Origin of the sequence: Streptomyces albipurpureus (genome assembly GCF_023701525.1) — a bacterium.
Classification (GTDB): Bacteria; Actinomycetota; Actinomycetes; order Streptomycetales; family Streptomycetaceae; genus Streptomyces; species Streptomyces albipurpureus.
The window spans coordinates 15,644-35,804 of sequence record NZ_JAMQAW010000078.1 but is presented as its reverse complement, the minus strand read 5'-3'; the positions used below and the strand labels follow the sequence as shown (position 1 = coordinate 35,804).

Genomic DNA, 20,161 nt, shown 5'->3' with positions numbered 1-20,161 from the left:
GAACAGTCGGTTACTGCGGGCTCGGCGTCGCCGAAGCCGACCGCACGGCCAGGCTCGGCGTTCCCGAGCCCGCCCGGACGGTCACGGCGTGACGCCCTCGACCGGGATGAGGCGCTGGCGGGCGGTCTCGATCGCCTTGGGGAAGGAGTCGGCGCCCAGCTCGGCGGCCAGCTCCTTGACCGACCACTGCCGGTCGGCGTCGATCCGGTGGCCGAGGGACCAGCCCCCGTACAGGCCGACATGGCCGCCGGTCACCGAGAAGACCTGACCGCTGAAGGGGCAGTCGGCGCCGGCCAGATAGCCGACCAGCGGGGAGACGTTCTTCGGGTGGTAGCGGTCCAGCACACCCTCGCCCTGGGGTGCGGCGACCGCGGCGCTGAAGCCCGGATTGCCGGCCAGCATTGCGGTACGGGCCATCGGAGCGATCGCGTTGGCCCGCACCCCGTAGCGCCCCAGCTCGATGGCGGCATTGACCACCTGGATGGCCAGCCCCGCCTTAGCGGCCGAGTAGTTCCACTGGCCGACGTTGCCGTGTAGGCCCGCCGAGGAGGTGGTGTTGATGATCGACCGGTCGGCGGTGGCGCCGTTCTTGGACTGCTCGCGCCAGTAGCGGGCCGCCGCCCGGATCACCGAGAAGGCACCCTTGAGGTGGACGTCGAGGACCAGGTCGAACTGCTCCTCGGTCATGTTCCACACCATGGCGTCGCGGACCACACCCGCGTTGTTCACCACCACATGCAGATCGCCGAAGGACTCCACGGCCGCGGCCACCAGCCGCTCGCCCACGGCCATGTCCGCGACGCTGCCCTCAACCGCCACAGCCTCCCCTCCGGCCGCGACGATCTCCTCTGCCACGGCCTTGGCGTTGCTCAGGTCGTTCACCACGACCCCGGCGCCCTCGGCGGCAAGCAGTAGCGCGTGCTCGCGGCCCAGACCACCGCCCGCGCCGGTCACCACCGCTACTCGGCCATCCAACTGTCCCATGGGAGTGCTCGCTTTCTTGTGCGGATTCTCTTCTGCCAGCCGTTTCAGCTCGGCTCGCGGCGGAGCGCGGTCTCCTGCGCCACGGAGGCGACCAGCGTGCCGTCCCGGGCCCAGAACTCGCCTGTGTTGAAGCCGCGGCCGTCACTCGCGGAGGGGCTGCGCTGTGCGAAGAGCAGCCACTCGTCGGCCCGGAACTGGCGGTGGAACCAGATCGCGTGGTCGAGCGAGGCCAGGATCGCCTGCGACGGTCCCGCTCGGAGGGGGTAGAGCGTCTCGAAGTCCAGTGCCGCGGTCGGCCCCAGGCTCAGGTCGGAGAAGTAGGTGAGGGCGCAGAAGTGCAGCAGCGGATCGTCGGGCAGCGGCTGGCGGGCACGGAACCAGACATTCTGCCCGATCCCGCGGGAGCCGCCCATCCGCGCCCCGGGCCGCTCCGGCACGACGCGCATGGACACCACCTGCGCATGGCCCGCCTCACGGTGCTGCTCAGGGCTGTGCGTCGCCCAGAACTCGAACGCGTCGGGCAGCCCCTCGGGCGGCACTACCACCGGCATGACCGGTTGGCGCTCCGGCTGCTCAGGCCGCTCCGGCTCGGGTTCCTTGAACGAGGCGGACAGCGTGAAGACCACCGTGCTGCCCTGAGTCGCGGTGACCCGACGGGAGCTGTATCGCCGGCCGTCGCGCAGCCGTTCGACTCTGTAGACGATGGGGCTCCGGAGGTTTCCAGCCCGGAGGAAGTACCCGTGCAGGGAATGCGCCGGCCTGCCGGACTCCACCGTCTGTCCGGCCGCGGCGAGCGAGTGGGCCACGACCTGTCCGCCGAACGCCTGCCGGGGCACTCCGGAGTGGCACCAGCCATGAAACAGGTCGGCCCCAGTCCGCTCCAGGCTGAGGAAGTCGACGAGCTCGCACGCGGCGTACGGCAGCAAGGAGCCGGCAGGCTCGGCACCGTCTGTAGTGGGCTCGGTTCGGTACACGGCTGATAGACCCTTCACTCGCCGGGGACGGGGCCACCCGGACGCCACCAAGTTAATCGTGGCTAGGCTCTATGTCTATCCCTGCGTGTCAACCGTTTCGACGCTGCCGAGACAGTGCCCAGAGGGCCTCGCCGGTTGAGGTGGGGAGTGGTTCCAGCGGGCGCCGAGGGGCAAGGACGCGCTGGGAGGCATAGGTTCACCCGAGGTGGGCACATCATTGCTGCCCCTGCTGGGTCGGGAGATCGGCGAGGGTGAATATGTGGCAACAGGCGGCTGGCGAACCCCTCCCGCGTCGGCATATCGCCCTGGCTTCTCTGTTCATAACCACCGCATGGCGAGCGCTCTGCCCCACGCCTGAGCGCTGCCGCCAGGCCGCGGCGGACCCATGATCTCGACTGAACCTGCAGGTCCTTGACCGGTCGACGCGGGCCTTCGCCGCCGGGTCGGGGTTCCTGAATGACTATGGACATAGAAGCTAATTTTGATTAACTTAAAGTCGCCCGGTTGTGCCACCGCGCTGCAAGGGAGGACACACGCACCGTGCGCCGCAGTGTGTTCACCGAGAATCATGAGGATTTACGGGCAACCCTTCGGAAGTTCGCCGCCAACGAGGCCACCCGCATCACGAGGACCGGGAGCGCGGGGGCGTGTGCCGCGAGAGCCGGATCACCAGCCGCGTGACCACGGAGGTCTTCGGCATCCAGGTGCCCGAGGCGTCCGGCGGGCCGGGCGGGGGAGGAGACCCTCAGGCGGCGTGACGTTGGGTGCCCACTCGGTGCATATCTGAAGGCCTGCCCTGTCGGCAGGCATTCGGCAACGCCGCCGGTCGCACTGCGGCCACGGCCACACCCCGGAGTACACGACCGGGCGCCCGGGACGTCGACACCCGCTTCACCGTCGCCGCGCCGGCGCCAGTGAGGTCATGACGACCCTCATCGCCAAGGACCTCGGCGTCCACGACTATCGCCCACCCTCAGCAAGGAGTACCCATGCGAGACGCAGTCATTGTCGACGCCGTCCGTACCGCCGTCGGCAGGCGCAACGGCTCGCTGTCGGGGCTACATTCGGCCTCGCTGTCCGCCCACGTCCTGAAGACTCTCGCGGAGCGCACCGGCCTGGACCCAGCCCTGGTCGACGACGTCATCTGGGGCTGCGCGGCTCCGGTGGGCATGCAGACCGGCTGCATTGGCCGGTCCGCGGCGCTGGCGGCCGGCTGGCCGGAGTCCGTCCCCGGTGTGACCATCGACCGGCAGTGCGGCTCCTCCCAGCAGGCTGTGCACTTTGCCGCCGCCAGTGTGATTTCCGGTCAGTACGACGTCGCCGTCGCCGGCGGCGTGGAGAACATGAGTGCCGTCCCGCCAAGCCTCACCTACCTCGACGGCAAGTACGGCGAGCCGCATGGCCCGGAGGTCTGGGACCGCTACAACGGCATCCGCTTCCACCAGGGCATGGGCGCCCAGATGATCGCCGACGAGTACAGCATCACCCGTAGCGAAATGGACCAACACGGCCTGGACTCCCACGCCCGCGCCGCCCGGGCCATCGACGAGGGCCGCTTCAAAGGCCAGATCGCCCCGATCACCATCACCGGCACGGACGGTTCCGAGCGTGTCTTCGACACCGACGAGGGCGTGCGCCGCGGCTCCACCCTGGAGGCCCTCGCAGCCCTGAAGCCCGCCTTCAAGGAGGAAGGCACCATCACCGCGGGCAACGCCTCGCAGATCTCCGACGGCACCGGCGCGCTGCTCATCACCACGAGCGAGTTCGCCACGGCACAGGGCTGGACCCCGATGGTCCGCATCCACACGGCGGTGGTCGCCGGCACCGACCCGGTCGCCATGCTCAAGGGCCCGATCCCGGCCACCGCCAAGGCGTTGAAGAGGGCGGGGCTCGCGCTGGACGAGATCGGCGTCTACGAGATCAACGAGGCGTTCGCCTCGGTCACCCTCGCCTGGCTGCGAGAGACTGGCGCCGACTACGAGAAGATGAACCCCAACGGTGGCGCCATGGCCATCGGCCACCCCATCGGCGGATCCGGCGCCCGCATCATGACCACTCTGGTCCACCACATGCGCGACAACAACATCCGCTATGGCCTGCAGTCCATGTGCGAGGGCGGCGGCATGGCCAACGCCACCATCCTGGAGCTGCTCTAAGCCGCAGATCTCCGGCGCTGGGGCAGGAGCGCCGAGGCCGGAGAATCCCACACTCACCCGCACCTGCCGACCTGCGCCGAACGCACCTTTCCCCAGGGCCTGGTGCAAGAGGTGTTCATCTGAGTTGAGGAGTGAGCGCTGATGAAGCGCACCGTCTACACCGAGGAGCACGAGGCGTTCCGCTCCGTGATCCGTGACTTCGTCGCCAAGGAGGTGACGCCGTACTTCGCCGAATGGGAGGCCGCCCGCCGTACCCCGCGGGAGTTGCTCCACCGGCTCGGCACACTCGGGGTACTGGGCTTCGGTATCCCCGAGGAGTACGGCGGCCCGGGGGAGACCAGCTTCAAGTACGAGGCGATCATCGCCGAGGAGACCGCGGCGGCTGCCGGTGTCTCCTTCGCCCACTACACCATCAACACCAGCATCGCCCTGCCGTACCTGCTGAGCCTGGCCACCGAGGAGCAGAAGAGTCGCTGGTTGCCGGGGGTGGCCTCCGGCGAGATCTGCCTGTGCCTCGCCATGACCGAGCCGGGCAGCGGCTCCGACCTGGCGGGCATCCGGACCAAGGCCGAGCTGTCCGAGGATGGCACCCACTACATCCTCAACGGCTCCAAGACCTTCATCACCGGGGCGCTCAACTCCGAGCTGTGCATCGTCGCGGTCCGCACCTCCCCCTCCACCCCGGGGGACCGCCGGGCCGGACTGACCCTGCTGGTCGTCCCCACCTGCAGCGATGGCTTCAGCTACGGCAAGCTGCTCGAAAAGATCGGCCTGCATGCCCGCGACACCTCCGAGCTGCACTTCACCGACGTCGAGGTCCCGGTGGGGAACGTCCTTGGGGAGGTCGGCAAGGGCTTCTCCTACCTGGGCCGGAATCTGCCGCGGGAGCGGCTCTCCATCGCTGTCAACGCCGTCGCCGCCGCCGCGGCGGCGATCCGGTTCGCCGCGGAGTACGTCAGAGACCGCACCGTCTTCGGTAAACCGGTGGCCGCCTTCCAGAACACCAAGTCCGTGCTCGCTGAGTGCGCGACCGAGGTCACCGCCGCTCAGGCCATGGCCGACAGGGGCATCGAGCTGGAGGACGCCGACGAGCTGACAGCGGCGGACGCCGCGCGCATCAAACTCTTCTGTACCGAGGCCGCCGGGAGGGTCATCGACAAGTGCCTCCAATTGCACGGCGGCTACGGCTACATGACCGAATACCCCATTGCCCGCCTCTACGCCGACACCCGCGTGTCCCGCATCTACGGAGGCACCAGCGAGGTCATGAAGACCATCATCGCCAAAGACATGGATTTGTGAGACTCCTCGCGGTCCTGTCCCGGAGAAGAACGAGCCTGACCAGACAAGCTGGTCCTGGACCACGTCCGCCTGCCGGGCGACGCGGCCCTCCCCGCGGTGCGCGGCCTACGGGGCCCGCTCTCCTGCCTCAATCAAGCCCGCTACGGCATCGTCTGGGGCGCGATCGGCGCCGCCCGCTCCTGCCTGGAGGCCGCCCGCGAGTACAGCACCGTGCGCGAGCAGTTCGGCAAGCCCATCGGCGGGCTTCCAGCTCACCCAGGCCAAGCTCGCCGACATGTCCCTGGAAGGGAACAAGGGCCTTCTCCTCGCCTTCCACCTCGGCCGCCGCATGGACGCCGGCACCCTGAGTCCGGAGCAGGTCAGCTACGGCAAGCTCAATAGCGTCCGCGAGGCTATCGAGATAGCCCGCACCAGCCGCACCATCCTGGGCGCCAACGGCATCAGCTACGAGTACCCGATCATGCGCCACGCCAACAACCTGGAGTCGGTGCTCACCTACGAGGGCACCCCCGAGATGCACCAGCTGGTCATCGGCAAGCTGTTGACCGGACAGGACGCCTTTCACTAGGAGCCCGGACAGCCGTTTGTAGGCGGCGTGCAACCCACACATCCCTCTCCAGGCCCGAGCCTGGAGACGTTCCAAGAGAGATACCGATGTCTGAACTTGTCGTCGATCTCGATATCCGGGTCTCCGACCTCGGGCCGAGCGGCCATGTGAACAATGTCGCCTACCTGCGGCTGCTGGACGAGGCGCGCAGCCTGCTCTTCGGGGCTGACCTGCCGGGTGCGAAGCGACACCAAGGCGGCATTCTTGAGATGCTCGGCGACCGTGCCCGGATGGTCATTGGCCAGCACCTTGTGGAGTACCGACGTGAGGTCTGGCACCCCGTCCGCTCCCTCCAGGTGCGGATGTGGATACCAGAACTGGGACGCAGCAGTCTGGCCCTTGCCGCCGCGATCCACGAGGACGGCCATGAGGCTCCGGCCGTCGTCGCCGAGTCCAGCGCGGTCCTGGTGGCCTGCGACACCGGACGGCCCTGGCCGATGGATGAGGAGAGCCGGGCGATCTTCAGCCGGTATCCCGGTCCGCGGCCTGCCTTCCGCGACCGTGTCGGCGCTCCCCGGCCGGCTGCCTGACGAACCGCCTCCCGGTCGGGCCGCCGCTGGGAGGACTTTGCCCGACGTGGTGGATCACTGCATGCGGAATGGGCCGCGGCCTGACGAACGACATCGAGCCCCCGTACTGAAGCCCTCGTATGGGGGCTCGACCATGTACCGGGCGGAACCGAGCTCGAACACGGCTTTCCGTCCAGGCATGCTGTGCCTGGTGCGCCGTGGAGACAGCAGTGCGCCCCGTCGGCTCCTGGGTCACCCGCCGAAGGCGGGGCGGAGCGGCCGACGGGGCGCGGTTCAGCGTGTCAGCGGCTTCCGGCGTCGACGGTTAGTACCTGGCCGGAGACGTAGTTAGAGTCCTGGGTGCAGAAGAGGTAGACCGCGCCGGCCGCTTCGGCCGGGGTGCCCGGGCGGCCCAGCGGGTTGGTGCGCTTGACGGCGTCCACCGTGTGCTGGCTGACGCCGACCTTGATCTGGCGGCCCTCGATCTCGACCGTGGTGTCGCCGTCCGTCGCCACTGCTTCGGTCATTCGGGTGAGGATGAACCCGAAGGCGACGGCGTTGACGCCGACCTTGTAGCGGCCCCACTCCTTGGCGAGGGTCTTGGTCATACCGATGATTCCGGCCTTGGCAGCCGCGTAGTTGACCTGGCCGGCGTTGCCGTAGACGCCGGAGACCGAGGAGATGTTGACGACCTTGCGGTGGTAGTCGGTCGGGTTGGCCCTGATGTACGGCTGGGCGGCGCGCAGGATCCGGAAGGGTGCCTTGAGGTGGACGTCGAGGATGGCGTCCCACTGTTCGTCGGTCATCTTCTGGATGACGGTGTCCCAGGTGTATCCGGCGTTGTTGACGATGATGTCGAGTCCGCCGAAGGAGTCGACGGCGGTTTTCACGAACCGCTCGGCGAAGTCGTCCTCAGTGACGGAGCCGAGGCAGGCGACGGCCTTGCCACCGGCGGCGACGATGTTGTCGACGGTCTCGTCGGCCGGCTCCTTGTCCAGGTCGTTTATCACGACCGCGGCACCCTCGGAAGCGAGCTTGAGGGCGACTTCACGGCCGATGCCGCGGCCGGAGCCGGAGACGATGGCGACCTTCCCGTCCAGGGTTCCCATGATCTCTATGTCCTTACGTGGTAGGCAGGTTGGCGGTGACGACGGCTGCCCCCCGGAGGGTCACCGTGCCGTCGGGGAGGGTGACCGTGAGGTCGAGGCGGGCCAGGCCGTTCTCGACACCGGCCACGGTTCCCGTGCAGATCGGCGTCGAGTTGACCGGTGTGATCGCCGAGAAACGAACCTCGCAGGACTTGATGCGCTCCTGCGGTACCCAGTCGGTCAGCAGCCGGCCGAGGTAGGCCATGGAGAGCATTCCGTGGGCGAACACGTCGTCGATGCCCACCGCCTGGCAGGCGTCGGTGTCGATGTGCACCGGGTTGTGGTCCCCGGAGGCGCCCGCGTAGAGCGCGAGGACGGTACGGGTGATCTTCGGGCACTCCAGGGTGAGGGTGTCGCCCGGTTCCAGGGTGGTCATCACTGGCCCGCCTTGGGGTCGCGCACCACGATGGTGCTGGTCAGGGTGGCGATTGGTGTTGTGTCACGGGTGACGTGGGTGGCGCGGACGATGAACTCCAGGGCGCCGCTCTTCTTCGCGTACACGTCCTTGACCTCGGTGGAGAAGGTGAGGGTGTCCCCGGCGTACGCCTGGTCGTGGAACTCGAACTTCTGTCCGGCGTGCAGGATCGTCCGTTGGTCGATGCCCAGGTCGGTGAGGAACGAGCCGCGGTCGGGATGGTCCATCTCCAGGCAGAAGAGGAATGTCGGCGGCACCGGCAGGTCGCGGTGCCCGGCGGACCCGGCGGCCTCCATGTCGCTGTAGATCGGGTCGTTCTGGCCGGTGGCTGCGGTGAAGAAGCGCAGCCGGCCGCGCTCGGCCACGGTGGAGAACTCCGGGCTGCGGCTGCCGACGATGGCGGGATCGATGGGCATGATCAGGAGACCTTCTCGAAGAGGGTGACGACGCCGGCGGTGCCGAGGCCGAGGTTGTGCTGGAGCCCCAGGGTGGCGCCCTCGACTTGGCGGGCACCGGCCTCGCCGCGTAGCTGCCAGGTGATCTCGGCGGTCTGGGCCAGTCCGGTGGCGCCCAGCGGGTGGCCCTTGGACAGCAGACCGCCCGATGGGTTGGTGACCACACGGCCGCCGTAGGTGTTGTCTTGGTCGAGGATGAACTTCTCCGCGCCGCCCTCCTCGCACAGTCCGAGGCCCTCGTAGCTGAGGACCTCGTTGACGGTGAAGCAGTCGTGCAGCTCGACGACTTGGATGTCGCGCGGGTCGACCCCGGCCTGCTCGTAGACCTTCTTCGCCGCGGCGCGGGTGACGTCCGTCCCGACCAGGGACATCGCGCTCTTCTTGTCGAAGACGTCGTCCGCGTCGGACTGCAGGGTCTGGGCGGCGATCGCGACCTTGGGGCTGAGGCCGTGGGCGCGGGCGAACTCCTTCGAGCAGACGATCGCCGCGGCGGCGCCGCAGGTGGGTGGGCAGCACTGGAGCCTGGTCAGCGTTCCGGCGACGGTCGGCGAGCCCAGTACGTCGTTCAGGGTGATGGGGTCGCGGAATACCGCGTACGGGTTGCCCGCGGCATGGGTGCGTGCTTTGACCGAGACCTTCGCGAAGGTCTCCGGCGCCATGCCGTACCGGGCCATGTACTCCGCCCCGGCGGCGGCGAAGTACTGCGGCGTCATCGGTAGGTCCGGGTCGACGGCGTAGACGTCGTGCAGAGTGGCGGCGAAGTCGGTCAGTGGGGTCGGCCGGTCGGCCCATTTGGCGCCGAGGGCGCCTGGTGGCATCTGCTCGAAGCCGACCGCGAGCGCGCAGTCGACCGCGCCGCTCTCGACGGCCTGTCGGGCCAGCCACAGTGCGGAGGAGCCGGAGGCGCAGTTGTTGTTCACGTTCAGTACCGGCACCCGGGTCTTGCCGAAGCGGTAGACCACCCGTTGCCCACAAGTCGAATCGCCATACACATAGCCCGCGTACACCTGCTGGATCAGGTCGTACGGCAGGCCGGCGTCGTCCAAGGCGGACCTGACCGCTCCAGCCCCCATATCATCGTATGTCTTGGCGGCACTGGGCTTGGCGAACGGCACCATGCCGACGCCTGCCACCAGCACTCTGCGACCCATGAGACCTCCCCTTCATTGGCTAATCAGAATTAACTTTCAACCCTCAGGGTGAGCGGTGTCAAGGTTCTGCGGGCGGCGGGGCCCAGTCCGCGCCGTGGGTTGAAATGTGATCAGCGATTAGAGGTAAGTCTGTGATCGATAGTGCGCTGTAGTGGAGAAACTCTTGACATGGGCGATAGTAAGTTAATTATGATTCGAATCATAGTAGTGGCCGAGAGGGCGGCGGCGCTCCGCTCGTGACTCCAGGGAGAACCCATGGCCCACACCACCGCACCCCCCGCGTTTCCGATGGAACGGGACGCCCGCTGCCCCTTCGACCCGCCGTCGGCACTCCTCGACCTCCAGCAGAGCGCGCCCATCACCCGTGTCCGCATCTGGAATGGCAGCGAGCCCTGGCTAGTCACCCGCCATGAGGACATCCGTGCCGTGCTCAGCCACCCGGCCATCAGCTCCGACACGGACAACCCGGACTTTCCCCACCAGTCGGCCGCCATCCAGGCCCGCCGGAAGCGGGCCAAGAGCTTCTTCACGAGCGACGGCCCGGTGGAGCACGACGAGCCCCGTCGCGTGCTGGCCCGTGACTTCACCGCCAAGCGGATGCAGGCGCTGCGCGAGCACATCCAGACGATCACCGACAAGTTGCTCGACGACATGCTGGCCGGCCCCAAGCCGGTCGACCTGGTCGAGGCGTTCGCCCTGCCCGTGCCGTCGCTGATGATCTGCGAGCTGCTAGGCGTCCCATACAGCGCGCAGGACAGCTTCCACAGCCTCACCAAGGCGTTCGTGGACCGGGCCTCCACCCCCGAGGACACCGTCGCCGCCACCGACCAGTTGCTCGAACTGCTGAGCGGGCTGCTTGACAAGAAGGTCACCGAGCCCGCCGACGACCTCCTCAGCCGGCTGGCCCAGGAACAGCTGAAGCCCGGAATCCGCAGCCTCGACGAGCTGGCGAAGATGGCCCTGCTGCTGCTCACCGCGGGCCACGAGACCTCCGCGAACATGATCGCCCTCGGCACGGCCGCCCTGCTGACCCACCCCGACCAGCTGGAGAAGGTGCGTTCCACCGACGACCCGGCGCTGATCGCGAGCACCGTCGAGGAGCTGCTGCGCTACCTCACGGTCGTCCACAGCGGCCTGCGCCGCGTGGCGGGCGAGGACATCCAGATCGGCGGCCGGCTCATCCGCAAGGGCGAGGGCATCATCTGCCCGATCGACACCGCCAACTGGGACGCGTCGGCGTTCGAGACCGATGCCACGCTCCCGGCGGACGACCTGGACGTCACCCGCCCCGCGCGCCACCACCTGGCCTTCGGCTTCGGCGTGCACCAGTGCCTGGGGCAGCAACTGGCCCGGGTGGAGCTGCAGGTCGTCTTCAGCACCCTGTTCCGCCGTATCCCCACCCTGGCGCTCGCCGAGCCGCTCGGCGACATCCACTTCAAGCACGACATGTCGATCTACGGAGCTCACTCGCTCCTGGTGACCTGGTAATACCGAGAGGACCTCGACTCATGAAGATCCACATCGACGAGGCCAAGTGCGTCGGCGGCGGGCAGTGCGTGGTCGCGGCGCCCGAGGTGTTCGACCAGCGCGACGAGGACGGCGTGGCCTTCCTGCTGATGGAGAACCCCGGATCGGAGCTGCACGCGTCAGTCCAGGAGGCAGCCCTGCTCTGCCCCGCCGTGGCCATCGCGGTGGCCGAGCGATGACGCTGTCACGGATCGTCGTGGTCGGCGCCTCGGCGGCTGGACTCACCGCGGCCGAGACCCTGCGCCGCGAGGGCTTCACCGGGCGGTTGACGCTGATCGGCGAGGAGCAGCATCCGCCGTACGACCGACCTCCCCTCTCCAAGCAGATCCTCAAGGGCGAATGGCAGCCCGAGCGGATCGCCCTGCGCCCTGCGGAGGCGCTCGACGGGCTGGACGCCGAGTGGCTACTCGGCCGGAAGGCAGTCAGCCTGGACGTCGCGGGGCGCACCATCGAGCTGGCGGACGGCGTTCAGGTTCCGTTCGACGGTCTGGTCGTCGCCACCGGCGTGCGACCGCGCCGCCTACCGTTCGCGCGAGAGCTCGACGGCGTACACGCACTGCGCGACCTAGAGGACGCGCTGAAGCTGCGAGACTCCCTGCGCTCGGTTCCCTCCGTGGTGGTGATAGGCGCGGGGTTCCTCGGCGCAGAGGCCGCCGCGGTGGCGCGCGAACTCGGCTGCCCGGTCTCCCTCGTGGACCCGCTCAGCGCCCCGATGGTGCGTCAGCTGGGCGGCGATGTCGCCTCCCGGGTCGCCTCCCTACACCGCGCACACGGGGTCGATGTGCGCTGCGACACCGGAGTGACGGGCTTTACTGAGGACCGGGGCCGGGTCGCAGGAGTGCGGCTGGACGACGGCTCGGAGATCCCCGCCGAGGTGGTCCTCGTCGCGATCGGCTCCGTGCCCGCAGTCGAGTGGCTGCGCGACAGCGGTCTGCCGGTCGGCGACGGTGTGCTGTGCGACGAGTTCTGCGAGGCCGCGCCGGGCATCGTGGCGGCCGGGGACGTCGCGTCCTGGGTGCACCCCGACCACGGCAGGATCCGGGTGGAGCACCGGATGAACGCCACGGAGCAGGGCATGGCCGCCGCCCGCACCCTGCTCGGCCGACGGCTCCCGTTCGCCCCGGTGCCGTACTTCTGGACCGACCAGTACGACGTGAAGATCCAGGCCTACGGCCGTCCCTGCGCCGACGCCGACTTCACCGTGGTCTCCGGCGGCCCGGACGGGGGCCCCTTCGCCGGTGTCTACGGGCAGAACGGTCGGATCACCGCAGGCGTGACCTGGAACATGCCGCGCGAGGCGCGCGCACTGCGCGCCCAGGTCATCGAGCGGGCCCCGTGGCCCCGCCCGGCGGCAGCGGCGGCGAACGGCTGACCGAACAGACCCAACCCGCGCCGCCGTGCCGATCCAGGTCCCCTCATGCCCTTCGAGCAGAAAGACACACCATGACGGACACCGTCGTCTTCACCGTGGCCGAGGGCGTCGCGACCATCGCGATGAACCGTCCCGAGCGCCGCAACTCCTTCACGTTCGAGATGGCCGACGGCCTGCTCGACGCGCTGGAGCGCTCCGAGAACGACCCGGCCGTCGGCGCCGTCGTCTTCACCAGTACCGGCGCCCACTGGGGCGTCGGCCGGGACAACGCCGACACCGCGCCGCCCCCGTACCCACCAGGCGACCACCTCAAGGGTCGGACCTCGCTGCTTCACTACACACGGCTGGTCCACTTCATGTACGACATGAACACCCCCACCATCGCTGAGATCCGCGGCGGCTGCGCCGGCGCCCATATGTCCTTCGCCCTAGGCTGCGACTTCCGGTACGCCGACACGACCACCGTGCTGAGCCCCGCCTTCATCAAGGTCGCCTTCGCCGGCGACCTGGGAGCTTCCTGGCACCTGACCCGGCTGGTCGGCCCCGCCAAGGCCAGAGAGCTGATGCTGCTCTCACCGAAGCTGCGAGGCCAGGAGATCGCCGACTACGGGCTGGTCAACGAAGTACTGCCGCCCGAGGAGCTCTCGACGAAGGTCCGGGAGACCGCGGCCCGGATCGCCTCCTACTCACCGAACGCGGTCGCCTCGACCCGGCGCAACCTGCTCGCCGCCCAGAGCCTGTCGCTCGGTGACTACCTGCCGCTGGAAGCCGAGACCTACGCCTGGTGCGCGGCGTCGCCCGACGCCGAGGAGGCGCGACTGGCGTTCATCGAGAAGCGCCCGCCCCGCTTCGGAGCGACCGGCTGACCACCGGCCCCGCCCTCGTCCCTGCCCCCAGCTGCGGGCGTGGGCCGGGATCGATCCACGAGAACGAGGAGTGTCTCCATGAACACCCTGACCCGGACGGGTCTCGACACCAACGGTCCGCTGACGGGCGTACGCGTGCTGGAGCTCGGCGGCATCGGCCCCGCTCCGTACGCGGGGATGCTGCTCGGCGACCTCGGCGCGGACGTGATCCGCATCGACCGGCCGCAGGAGGCCGGTCTGGACAACCCCGCGCCGGTGCTGCACCGCGGGCGGCGGTCCATCACCGTCGACCTCAAGCACTCTGACAGCACCGGGATCGTGCTCACCCTCGCCACCGAAACGGACATCGTGATCGAGGGGTTCCGCCCCGGCGTCACCGAACGCCTCGGCGTGGGCCCCGAGGCGCTGCTGGCCCACAACCGTGCTCTGGTCTACGGCCGGATGACGGGCTGGGGCCAGGACGGGCCGCTCGCCCACGAGCCCGGGCACGACATCAACTTCGTCGCCCTCACCGGCGCGCTGCACGCCATCGGGCCCGCCCACACTCCGGTCATCCCACTCAACCTGATCGGCGACATGGGCGGCGGTCTGCTGATGGCCTTCGGCGTGATCAGCGCGCTGGTCAGCGCCCGCACCACCGGCCGCGGCCAGGTGGTCGACGCGGCCATGTCCGACGGCTCAGCCTCCCTCTTGGCCATGGTCCACGGCTTCCTGGCCCAGGACCGGTGGCAGGACCGGCGCGAGTCCAACACCATCGACGGCGGCTCCCCCTGGTACGGGGTCTACCGCTGCTCCGACGACCGCCATGTCGCCCTCGGCATCGGCGACCGGCGCTCCTACACGGCGCTGGTGGAGACCCTCGGGCTCGGCAGCGACCCCCGCTTCGCCGACCAGTACGACCGCGCGGCGTGGCCGGCCATGCGCGAGACCCTCGCCCGGGTCTTCGCGGGTCGTACCCGCGAAGACTGGGCGCGGACCTTCGAAGGGCGGGGCGCCTGTGTGAGCCCGGTCCTCTCGTTGACCGAGGCCCCGCACCACCCCCACAACGTGGCCCGCGGAACATTCCGTACCGGCGCGCACGGCGGCATCGAGCCCGCGCCCGTACCCCGGTTCTCGGACACACCCGCCACCGAGCCGGAGCCCGCGCCGGTCGTCGGGGCGCACACCGACGAAGTGCTGGCCCAGGCCGGCTACAGCCCCGAAGCCGTCGCCCAACTGCGCGCCGAGGGCGTCGTTCGCTAGGCCGCTTCCGATGGATCCTGACGGGTTCTGACGGATCTTGCCGGGCGGGCCTGTCCTGGCCACCCAACCGTGTCCGGCTGATCTCGCCGGGCACCACCACACGATTGTCGGGAGACCACATGCAGGAGTCTGACAGCAGCAGGAGGACCGCTCTGGTGACCGGTGCCGCGCGCGGTATCGGCCGGGCCGTCGCACTCGAACTCGCCCGCGCCGGCTACGACGTGGCCGTCGTCGACGTCGACTTCGAGGGTTTTCGCGCCTACGAGGACGATCAGACGCAATCCGTCATGACCGAGTTGGAGGCCACGGGCGCCAAGGTCATCTCGGCCGAGGCATCCACCACCGACACGGCCGCGATGGAAGACCTGGTCGCGCGCATCACCGGCGAGTGGGGCTCTCTCAACGCCCTGGTCTGCAACGCCGGCGGCGGATCCGGGCCCCTGGACAGCAACCGGGGCTCCGCCGTCGACCTGGAGCAACTCGACGAGGTCATGCGCCGCAACCTCTACGGCACCATCACCACGGTGCAGGCCGCGCTGCCCGCCCTGCTCGGCGCCGATCGGCCCGCCATCGTCACCATGGGCTCGGTGACCGGGGTCCAGCCCACCGACAGCGCCACCTACGCGCACTACGGCGTCAGCAAGGCCGCCGTGATGCACTACACCCGGTACCTGGCCGCCGACCTCGCCGCGTCGGGCGTCCGTGCCAACTGCGTCGCGCCCGGCCCCATCGCGACCGGCCGGCTGCGGATGCGGGCCCGGGAGATCGGCGAGCGCGACCCCCGGCGTGCCGAGGCGCTCATGGCCGGTGTGGGCACCGAGGCCGACGTGGCCCGCGCCGTCCGCTACCTGGCCTGTCCGGACTCGCAGTTCATGTCCGGTCACATCCTCCACCTCTATCGCTGACCCGGCCTTCTTCCGCCCGCCCGGAGAACGACGAACCGGAGAACGGCTGGCCGGCAGGGCGGTTACCATCGGTTGTTACCGATGCGGGGAACTGAACAGTGGAGAAAGCGAGCCGATGACCGAAGCCCGGCCGAGGAGCACGCGCCCCCGGAACCGGAAGCAGCAGATCATCGCTGCCGCCTCCGAGCAGTTCCGCACGTCCGGGTTTCACAACGTCGGCATCTCGGACATCGCCGAAGCGGTCGGCATCTCCGGCCCCGCCCTGTACCGGCATTTCCGGGGCAAGCAGGAGCTGCTGCAGGCCACCCTGGTCGACGCGATCGACAAGAACACCGAACCCTTCCTCGGCGACTTCCGCGATCTGCGCGGCATGCTCGACGCCGTCGCCGTGGCCATGCTGGACCGGCGCCATACGGGCGTGTTGTGGGAACGGGAACTGGCACATCTGCCGCAGGAACAGCGGCATGAGCTGCGTGCGCGTTACGTCGCCACCATAGAGCCGCTGCGTTCCGCGATCGCCACATCCCGTCCGGAGCTGTCGGCCGATCTCGTGGAGCTGCTGCTGAGGGCGGTCATGGCCGTCTTCGCCACCATGAGCCAGCACGCGGGGAAGGTCGAACCGGCGCGGGCCCGGCTGCTGATGACCGACCTTGCCTTGACCATCTGCGAATTCCGCGGGCTTGAGCCACGGGAGGAGGGCACGGAGGGAGGCCTGCGGCCGGTGCCGTACAGGCGGCTACTTCCGGTCTCTCGGCGTGAGGCGGTCCTCACCGTCGCCACCCGGCTCTTCGCCGAGCGGGGCTATGAGGCGGTCGGCATGGAGGACATCGCCACCGCCGCCGCCGGGATGGCCGGCCCCAGCCTCTATCACCACTTCGCCGGCAAGTCGGCGATCCTGGTCGCGGCGCTGACCCGCTGCCTGGAGGCGATGCTCTTCGACCTCTCGGCGGCCCTTGAGTACGCGGAGGAACCCGGGCAGGCACTCGACGCCGCCCTGCACTCTTTCGTCCGGATCAGCATCCAGCACGGTGACGCCATGAGGGCTCTGCTCCACGAAATCGTCAACGTACCCGCGGAAGAGCGCCAGGCAGTCCGCCGGATGCAACACGACTACGTGGCCGAGTGGACGGCGCTGCTCATCGGCCACCGGCCCGAGCTTTTCCCGGCCGAGGCCGAGCTGCTGGTCCACGCGACGCACAGTGTGGTGAGCACGCTCAGCCAGAACGGTGAGATCTGGGCTCGTCCCGCGCTCCGCGACGAGATCGTCACACTGGGCCGCGCCGTGCTGGGACTTCCCGCCGACGTGCCCTCGTCGGACTGAACCAGCCGGAGACAGCACGGGCCCGGCCCTCCGCAGGGAGGACCGGGCCCGTTGCGATGTGTGCCCACACAGCCGGTGATCGGCCCGGCGTGATGGTCTCCTGCTACAGCGTGGGCGGTGTCAACGCGCCCTGGTGAACAGCGCATCGCACCCACTGACTGGCTACCGGCCCGGCTTCGTCGGACTCGGCACCCTCCTGCTGGTCGCGGGGCTGATCGCGACCTGACTGGTCAGGCCCGAACACGATGCCGCGGCCTTCGCAGCGGCCCACCGCCCGGCGGAGGCCACTGACCCGGAGCGAGCACCAACAGCACCTGCGGGCGGCGGCCACCCGGCACACCATTGACGCCTAGGTTAATGATGATTAGCCTCTCTCGTAAAATCGTACCCCTCTAGGTCGGGTCCTATGTCGATCTAAGTTTATTTTGAATCGATCTAGTGTAACGAGTAGCTGGCTTGGCTCAGCTCTGGAAGAGGACTGTATGAACGGCATCGCGCGCTACTCCAGTTATGAGTACTTGACCTTCCACCGCGATGGACACGTGCTCACGGTGGAGTTCAATCGTCCCGACGAGTACAACGCGATCCACATCCCGATGCACAGCGAGTTGGCCCGGGTCTTCGCGGAGATCCGCAGGGACGACGACGTCCGCGCCGTGGTACTGACCGGGCGGGGCAAGGCCTTCTCCGCAGGCGGTAACGTCCTCAAGGGCCCACGGCCGACGGCCGGCCCGGCGCTCGACGCCTTCTTCAAGGACGCCCGCAAGATCGTCACCGATCTGCTGGAGGTCCCTCAACCGGTCATCGCGGCAATCAACGGGCCTGCCGTCGGCCTCGGGGCGACCCTCGCGCTGCTCTGCGACATCACCCTCATGTCGCGAACCGCGATCATCTCCGACCCGCATGTGACCGTGGGGGTCGTGGCCGGTGACGGCGGTCTGATCGCCTGGCCCTGGCTGATTGGGATGGCGCGCGCCAAGGAGTATCTGCTCACCGGTGACAAGCTCACCGCCGTGGAGGCGGAGCGGATCGGCCTGGTGAACCGGGTCGTCGAGCCCGAGCAACTGCTCGAAGAGGCGGGCACCCTGGCGGCCCGGCTGGCCGGCGGCACGGTCCGTGCCGTCCAGGGCACCAAGCAGGCGCTGAACCGGATCTGGCTCGACACCGCCAACCTCACCCTCGACGCGGCCCTCGCCACCGAGAAGGAGTGCTTCGCCTCAGGGGACCACGCGCTCGCGGTCGATGCCTTCCGCAAGGCCCACGCGGAGGCCAAGGCCGCCAAGGCCGTCGCAGAGGCGTCGGCCTGACCCGGCGTCAGCGCCCCTCGAACGAAGAAAGGCTGAACGTGTCCGACATGATGTCACCCGGACAGGTGGCGGAGGCGGCGAGTCTCTGCCAGGTCTTCCAGGCCACGGTAGCCGCCGGACCCGACGAGATCGCACTGCGCTCGTCGGACGGCACGGTGACCCTCACCTGGAGCCAGTACGACCAGCGGGTCCGCCGGATCGCGGCCGGGCTCGCCTCGCTCGGCGTGGGCCGGCACAGCACCGTCGCCCTGATGCTCACCAACCGCCCGGAGTTCCACCTGGTCGACGCGGCGCTGATGCACCTCGGGGCCGCGTCGTTCTCGATCTACAACACCTATCCGGCCGACCAGATCGGCTACCTGTTCTCCATCGCGGAGAACGATGTCGTCGTCTGCGAGGAGCAGTTCCTCGACAGGGTACGCGCGGCCGGCGAGCAAACCGGCGTCGAAACCGTCGTCTGCGTCGACGCGGAGACGGAGGGTGTCGTCTGCCTCGCCGACCTTGAGTCCCTTGGGGGCTGCTCAGCCTTCGACTTCGACGCCGCGTGGCAGGCGGTCACCCGCGACGACCTGCTCACCCTCATCTTCACCTCGGGTACCACCGGGGCCCCGAAGGGAGTCGAGCTGACCCACGGCAACCTCCTTTTCTCGCTGAGCAGCAACATGACCGCGCAGGCGGAGATCACGGGCAGCTCAGACCTCCGCGGCAGCATGGTCTCGTACCTGCCCGACGCCAACCTCGCCAATCGCTGGTCGGCCCACTACGGTCCGATGTCGACCGGATCCATGGTCACCACCGTGCGCGACGGCAGGGCCGTGATCCAGGCCCTGCGAGAGGTGCACCCCACCGGGTTCATGGGCGTGCCCATGATCTGGTACAAGATCAAGGCGCAGATCGAGCAGGCCCTGGCGACCAGGCCAGGACAGTCCAAGGACCGGATCGACCAGGCGCTGCGGCTGGGCACCGCACAGGCCCGCGCGGAAGTGGCCGGCACCCCTCTGCCCCCATCGGAGCGAGAGCAACTCGCACTCGCCGACGAGCAGGTTCTCCGGCCGATCCGCGAGGAGTTCGGCCTCGACAGGATGTGGGTGACCACCTCCGGCGGCGCCCCGATCGCACCGGAGGCCCTGGAGTTTTTCATGGCGCTGGGCGTGCCGCTGTGCGAGGTCTGGGGCATGACCGAGACCGCAGCGGCGGGGGTGGCGAACATGCCGGGCAAACGCCGGCCGGGGACCGTCGGCCAGGTCAGGCACGGTGTGGAGGTCCGGCTCGCCCCAGACGGCGAACTACTGCTCCGCAGCCCGGGAGTGATGCGCGGCTACCGCAACGACCCCGCGAAGACGGCCGAGGCCGTCGACGCGGACGGCTGGCTGCACACCGGCGACGTCGCCACCATCGACACCGAGGGCTATGTGCGCATCGTGGACCGCAAGAAGGACGTGATCATCAACTCGTCAGGCAAGAACATGGCGCCCTCGCACATCGAGAACTCCGTGAAGTTGGAGTGCCCGCTGATCGGGTCCATCGTCGCGATCGGCGACACCCGCCCCCATGTGACCGCCCTGATCACCCTCGACCCCGAGGAGGCCCGCACCTTCGCCGCAGCCCACGGGCTCGCCGGCCGCGGCCCGGAGTCTCTCGCACGCGACCCGGAGGTCCATGCCGCAGTCGAGGAAGGCGTCGCCCAGGGCAACACCCGACTGGCCCGCGTGGAGCAGGTCCGCAACTTCACCATCCTGCCCGTGTTCTGGGAGGCCAACAGCGACGAGCTGACGGCCACGATGAAGGTGCGACGCAAGGCGGTCACCGACAAATACGCCAAGGAGATCGAGGCGCTCTACACCCGTCCGCAGGACCGCGCGGCATCCGCGGCCCGTTGAGGAACCCCGCCGCCGAGGGCACCCCCGCGCCGCGCCGCCG

18 protein-coding genes and 1 pseudogene are annotated in these 20,161 nt (G+C 69.0%); 13 read left to right on the top strand and 6 right to left on the bottom strand.

Annotation, left to right across the window (positions count from 1 at the left end; translation table 11 throughout):
* Window positions 1-81 precede the first annotated feature (81 nt).
* Both NBG84_RS35620 and NBG84_RS35615 read right to left on the bottom strand, forming a co-directional pair.
* Window positions 82-984: an SDR family NAD(P)-dependent oxidoreductase gene (locus tag NBG84_RS35620; protein WP_250923843.1), complete on the bottom strand. Its 903-nt coding sequence runs from the start codon at window positions 982-984 to the stop codon at window positions 82-84.
* A gap of 44 nt (window positions 985-1,028) precedes the next feature.
* Window positions 1,029-1,958 (bottom strand): acyl-CoA thioesterase, encoded by a 930-nt coding sequence (locus NBG84_RS35615; protein ID WP_250923842.1) that lies wholly within the window; start codon window positions 1,956-1,958, stop codon window positions 1,029-1,031.
* 989 nt (window positions 1,959-2,947) lie between these two features.
* Here NBG84_RS35615 and NBG84_RS35610 point away from each other — a divergent pair.
* The 4 genes and pseudogenes from NBG84_RS35610 (at window position 2,948) to NBG84_RS35595 (ending at window position 6,553) form a co-directional block, all read left to right on the top strand.
* The gene (locus NBG84_RS35610; protein WP_250923841.1) at window positions 2,948-4,114 is read left to right on the top strand and encodes a thiolase family protein; all 1,167 of its coding nucleotides are present in this window, start codon (window positions 2,948-2,950) and stop codon (window positions 4,112-4,114) included.
* Window positions 4,115-4,255: 141 nt separating this feature from the next.
* Window positions 4,256-5,416 (top strand): acyl-CoA dehydrogenase family protein, encoded by a 1,161-nt coding sequence (locus NBG84_RS35605; protein WP_250923840.1) that lies wholly within the window; start codon window positions 4,256-4,258, stop codon window positions 5,414-5,416.
* Between the two features lie 45 nt (window positions 5,417-5,461).
* Window positions 5,462-5,984, top strand: a pseudogene (locus NBG84_RS35600) (acyl-CoA dehydrogenase family protein); the annotation flags it as partial.
* 86 nt (window positions 5,985-6,070) lie between these two features.
* A complete protein-coding gene (locus tag NBG84_RS35595) occupies window positions 6,071-6,553 on the top strand; it encodes an acyl-CoA thioesterase (RefSeq protein ID WP_250923839.1) in 483 nt (160 codons plus the stop codon).
* Between the two features lie 281 nt (window positions 6,554-6,834).
* Here the strand turns inward: NBG84_RS35595 and NBG84_RS35590 are convergent, their stop codons facing one another.
* From NBG84_RS35590 to NBG84_RS35575, 4 genes are read right to left on the bottom strand one after another with little or no spacing between them, the layout of a single operon-like run.
* Entirely contained in the window at window positions 6,835-7,641 is an 807-nt protein-coding gene (locus tag NBG84_RS35590; RefSeq protein WP_250923838.1) for an SDR family NAD(P)-dependent oxidoreductase, read from the bottom strand.
* Window positions 7,642-7,654: 13 nt separating this feature from the next.
* Window positions 7,655-8,056 carry a MaoC/PaaZ C-terminal domain-containing protein gene (locus tag NBG84_RS35585; RefSeq protein WP_250923837.1) on the bottom strand — a complete coding sequence of 134 codons (402 nt, stop codon included), beginning with the start codon at window positions 8,054-8,056 and terminating at the stop codon, window positions 7,655-7,657.
* Window positions 8,056-8,511, bottom strand: a complete 456-nt coding sequence (locus NBG84_RS35580) for a MaoC family dehydratase N-terminal domain-containing protein (RefSeq protein WP_250923836.1) — start codon at window positions 8,509-8,511, stop codon at window positions 8,056-8,058. Before NBG84_RS35580 ends, NBG84_RS35585 begins: the two co-directional genes overlap by 1 nt.
* A gap of 2 nt (window positions 8,512-8,513) precedes the next feature.
* On the bottom strand, window positions 8,514-9,701 hold the full coding sequence (locus NBG84_RS35575; protein ID WP_250923835.1) for a lipid-transfer protein: 1,188 nt from the start codon (window positions 9,699-9,701) through the stop codon (window positions 8,514-8,516).
* Window positions 9,702-9,956: 255 nt separating this feature from the next.
* Between NBG84_RS35575 and NBG84_RS35570 the strand changes: the two genes are divergently transcribed.
* The 9 genes from NBG84_RS35570 (at window position 9,957) to NBG84_RS35530 (ending at window position 20,121) form a co-directional block, all read left to right on the top strand.
* The gene (locus NBG84_RS35570) at window positions 9,957-11,189 is read left to right on the top strand and encodes a cytochrome P450 (RefSeq protein WP_250923834.1); all 1,233 of its coding nucleotides are present in this window, start codon (window positions 9,957-9,959) and stop codon (window positions 11,187-11,189) included.
* 20 nt (window positions 11,190-11,209) lie between these two features.
* Window positions 11,210-11,407 carry a ferredoxin gene (locus NBG84_RS35565; RefSeq protein ID WP_250923833.1) on the top strand — a complete coding sequence of 66 codons (198 nt, stop codon included), beginning with the start codon at window positions 11,210-11,212 and terminating at the stop codon, window positions 11,405-11,407.
* Window positions 11,404-12,600 carry an NAD(P)/FAD-dependent oxidoreductase gene (locus NBG84_RS35560; protein ID WP_250923832.1) on the top strand — a complete coding sequence of 399 codons (1,197 nt, stop codon included), beginning with the start codon at window positions 11,404-11,406 and terminating at the stop codon, window positions 12,598-12,600. The genes NBG84_RS35565 and NBG84_RS35560 overlap by 4 nt, the downstream gene beginning before the upstream one ends.
* A gap of 71 nt (window positions 12,601-12,671) precedes the next feature.
* Entirely contained in the window at window positions 12,672-13,466 is a 795-nt protein-coding gene (locus NBG84_RS35555; RefSeq protein ID WP_250923831.1) for an enoyl-CoA hydratase/isomerase family protein, read from the top strand.
* A 78-nt stretch (window positions 13,467-13,544) separates the two neighbouring features.
* Window positions 13,545-14,708 carry a CaiB/BaiF CoA transferase family protein gene (locus NBG84_RS35550; RefSeq protein WP_250923830.1) on the top strand — a complete coding sequence of 388 codons (1,164 nt, stop codon included), beginning with the start codon at window positions 13,545-13,547 and terminating at the stop codon, window positions 14,706-14,708.
* Between the two features lie 119 nt (window positions 14,709-14,827).
* Window positions 14,828-15,613 carry an SDR family NAD(P)-dependent oxidoreductase gene (locus NBG84_RS35545; RefSeq protein ID WP_250923829.1) on the top strand — a complete coding sequence of 262 codons (786 nt, stop codon included), beginning with the start codon at window positions 14,828-14,830 and terminating at the stop codon, window positions 15,611-15,613.
* A 115-nt stretch (window positions 15,614-15,728) separates the two neighbouring features.
* The gene (locus NBG84_RS35540) at window positions 15,729-16,934 is read left to right on the top strand and encodes a TetR/AcrR family transcriptional regulator (RefSeq protein ID WP_250923828.1); all 1,206 of its coding nucleotides are present in this window, start codon (window positions 15,729-15,731) and stop codon (window positions 16,932-16,934) included.
* Between the two features lie 482 nt (window positions 16,935-17,416).
* The gene (locus NBG84_RS35535) at window positions 17,417-18,241 is read left to right on the top strand and encodes an enoyl-CoA hydratase/isomerase family protein (protein ID WP_250923827.1); all 825 of its coding nucleotides are present in this window, start codon (window positions 17,417-17,419) and stop codon (window positions 18,239-18,241) included.
* Window positions 18,242-18,288: 47 nt separating this feature from the next.
* The gene (locus tag NBG84_RS35530) at window positions 18,289-20,121 is read left to right on the top strand and encodes an AMP-dependent synthetase/ligase (RefSeq protein ID WP_250923826.1); all 1,833 of its coding nucleotides are present in this window, start codon (window positions 18,289-18,291) and stop codon (window positions 20,119-20,121) included.
* Window positions 20,122-20,161 lie beyond the last annotated feature (40 nt).

Excerpts from the sequence above, each read along its gene's own strand:
- NBG84_RS35620 (WP_250923843.1), bottom strand. The coding sequence starts at position 984 with ATGGGACAGTTGGATGGCCGAGTAGCGGTGGTGACCGGCGCGGGCGGT.
- NBG84_RS35610 (WP_250923841.1), top strand. The coding sequence starts at position 2,948 with ATGCGAGACGCAGTCATTGTCGACGCCGTCCGTACCGCCGTCGGCAGG.
- NBG84_RS35605 (WP_250923840.1), top strand. The coding sequence starts at position 4,256 with ATGAAGCGCACCGTCTACACCGAGGAGCACGAGGCGTTCCGCTCCGTG.
- NBG84_RS35595 (WP_250923839.1), top strand. The coding sequence starts at position 6,071 with ATGTCTGAACTTGTCGTCGATCTCGATATCCGGGTCTCCGACCTCGGG.
- NBG84_RS35590 (WP_250923838.1), bottom strand. The coding sequence starts at position 7,641 with ATGGGAACCCTGGACGGGAAGGTCGCCATCGTCTCCGGCTCCGGCCGC.
- NBG84_RS35585 (WP_250923837.1), bottom strand. The coding sequence starts at position 8,056 with ATGACCACCCTGGAACCGGGCGACACCCTCACCCTGGAGTGCCCGAAG.
- NBG84_RS35580 (WP_250923836.1), bottom strand. The coding sequence starts at position 8,511 with ATGCCCATCGATCCCGCCATCGTCGGCAGCCGCAGCCCGGAGTTCTCC.
- NBG84_RS35575 (WP_250923835.1), bottom strand. The coding sequence starts at position 9,701 with ATGGGTCGCAGAGTGCTGGTGGCAGGCGTCGGCATGGTGCCGTTCGCC.
- NBG84_RS35570 (WP_250923834.1), top strand. The coding sequence starts at position 9,957 with ATGGCCCACACCACCGCACCCCCCGCGTTTCCGATGGAACGGGACGCC.
- NBG84_RS35565 (WP_250923833.1), top strand. The coding sequence starts at position 11,210 with ATGAAGATCCACATCGACGAGGCCAAGTGCGTCGGCGGCGGGCAGTGC.
- NBG84_RS35560 (WP_250923832.1), top strand. The coding sequence starts at position 11,404 with ATGACGCTGTCACGGATCGTCGTGGTCGGCGCCTCGGCGGCTGGACTC.
- NBG84_RS35555 (WP_250923831.1), top strand. The coding sequence starts at position 12,672 with ATGACGGACACCGTCGTCTTCACCGTGGCCGAGGGCGTCGCGACCATC.
- NBG84_RS35550 (WP_250923830.1), top strand. The coding sequence starts at position 13,545 with ATGAACACCCTGACCCGGACGGGTCTCGACACCAACGGTCCGCTGACG.
- NBG84_RS35545 (WP_250923829.1), top strand. The coding sequence starts at position 14,828 with ATGCAGGAGTCTGACAGCAGCAGGAGGACCGCTCTGGTGACCGGTGCC.
- NBG84_RS35540 (WP_250923828.1), top strand. The coding sequence starts at position 15,729 with ATGACCGAAGCCCGGCCGAGGAGCACGCGCCCCCGGAACCGGAAGCAG.
- NBG84_RS35535 (WP_250923827.1), top strand. The coding sequence starts at position 17,417 with ATGAACGGCATCGCGCGCTACTCCAGTTATGAGTACTTGACCTTCCAC.
- NBG84_RS35530 (WP_250923826.1), top strand. The coding sequence starts at position 18,289 with ATGATGTCACCCGGACAGGTGGCGGAGGCGGCGAGTCTCTGCCAGGTC.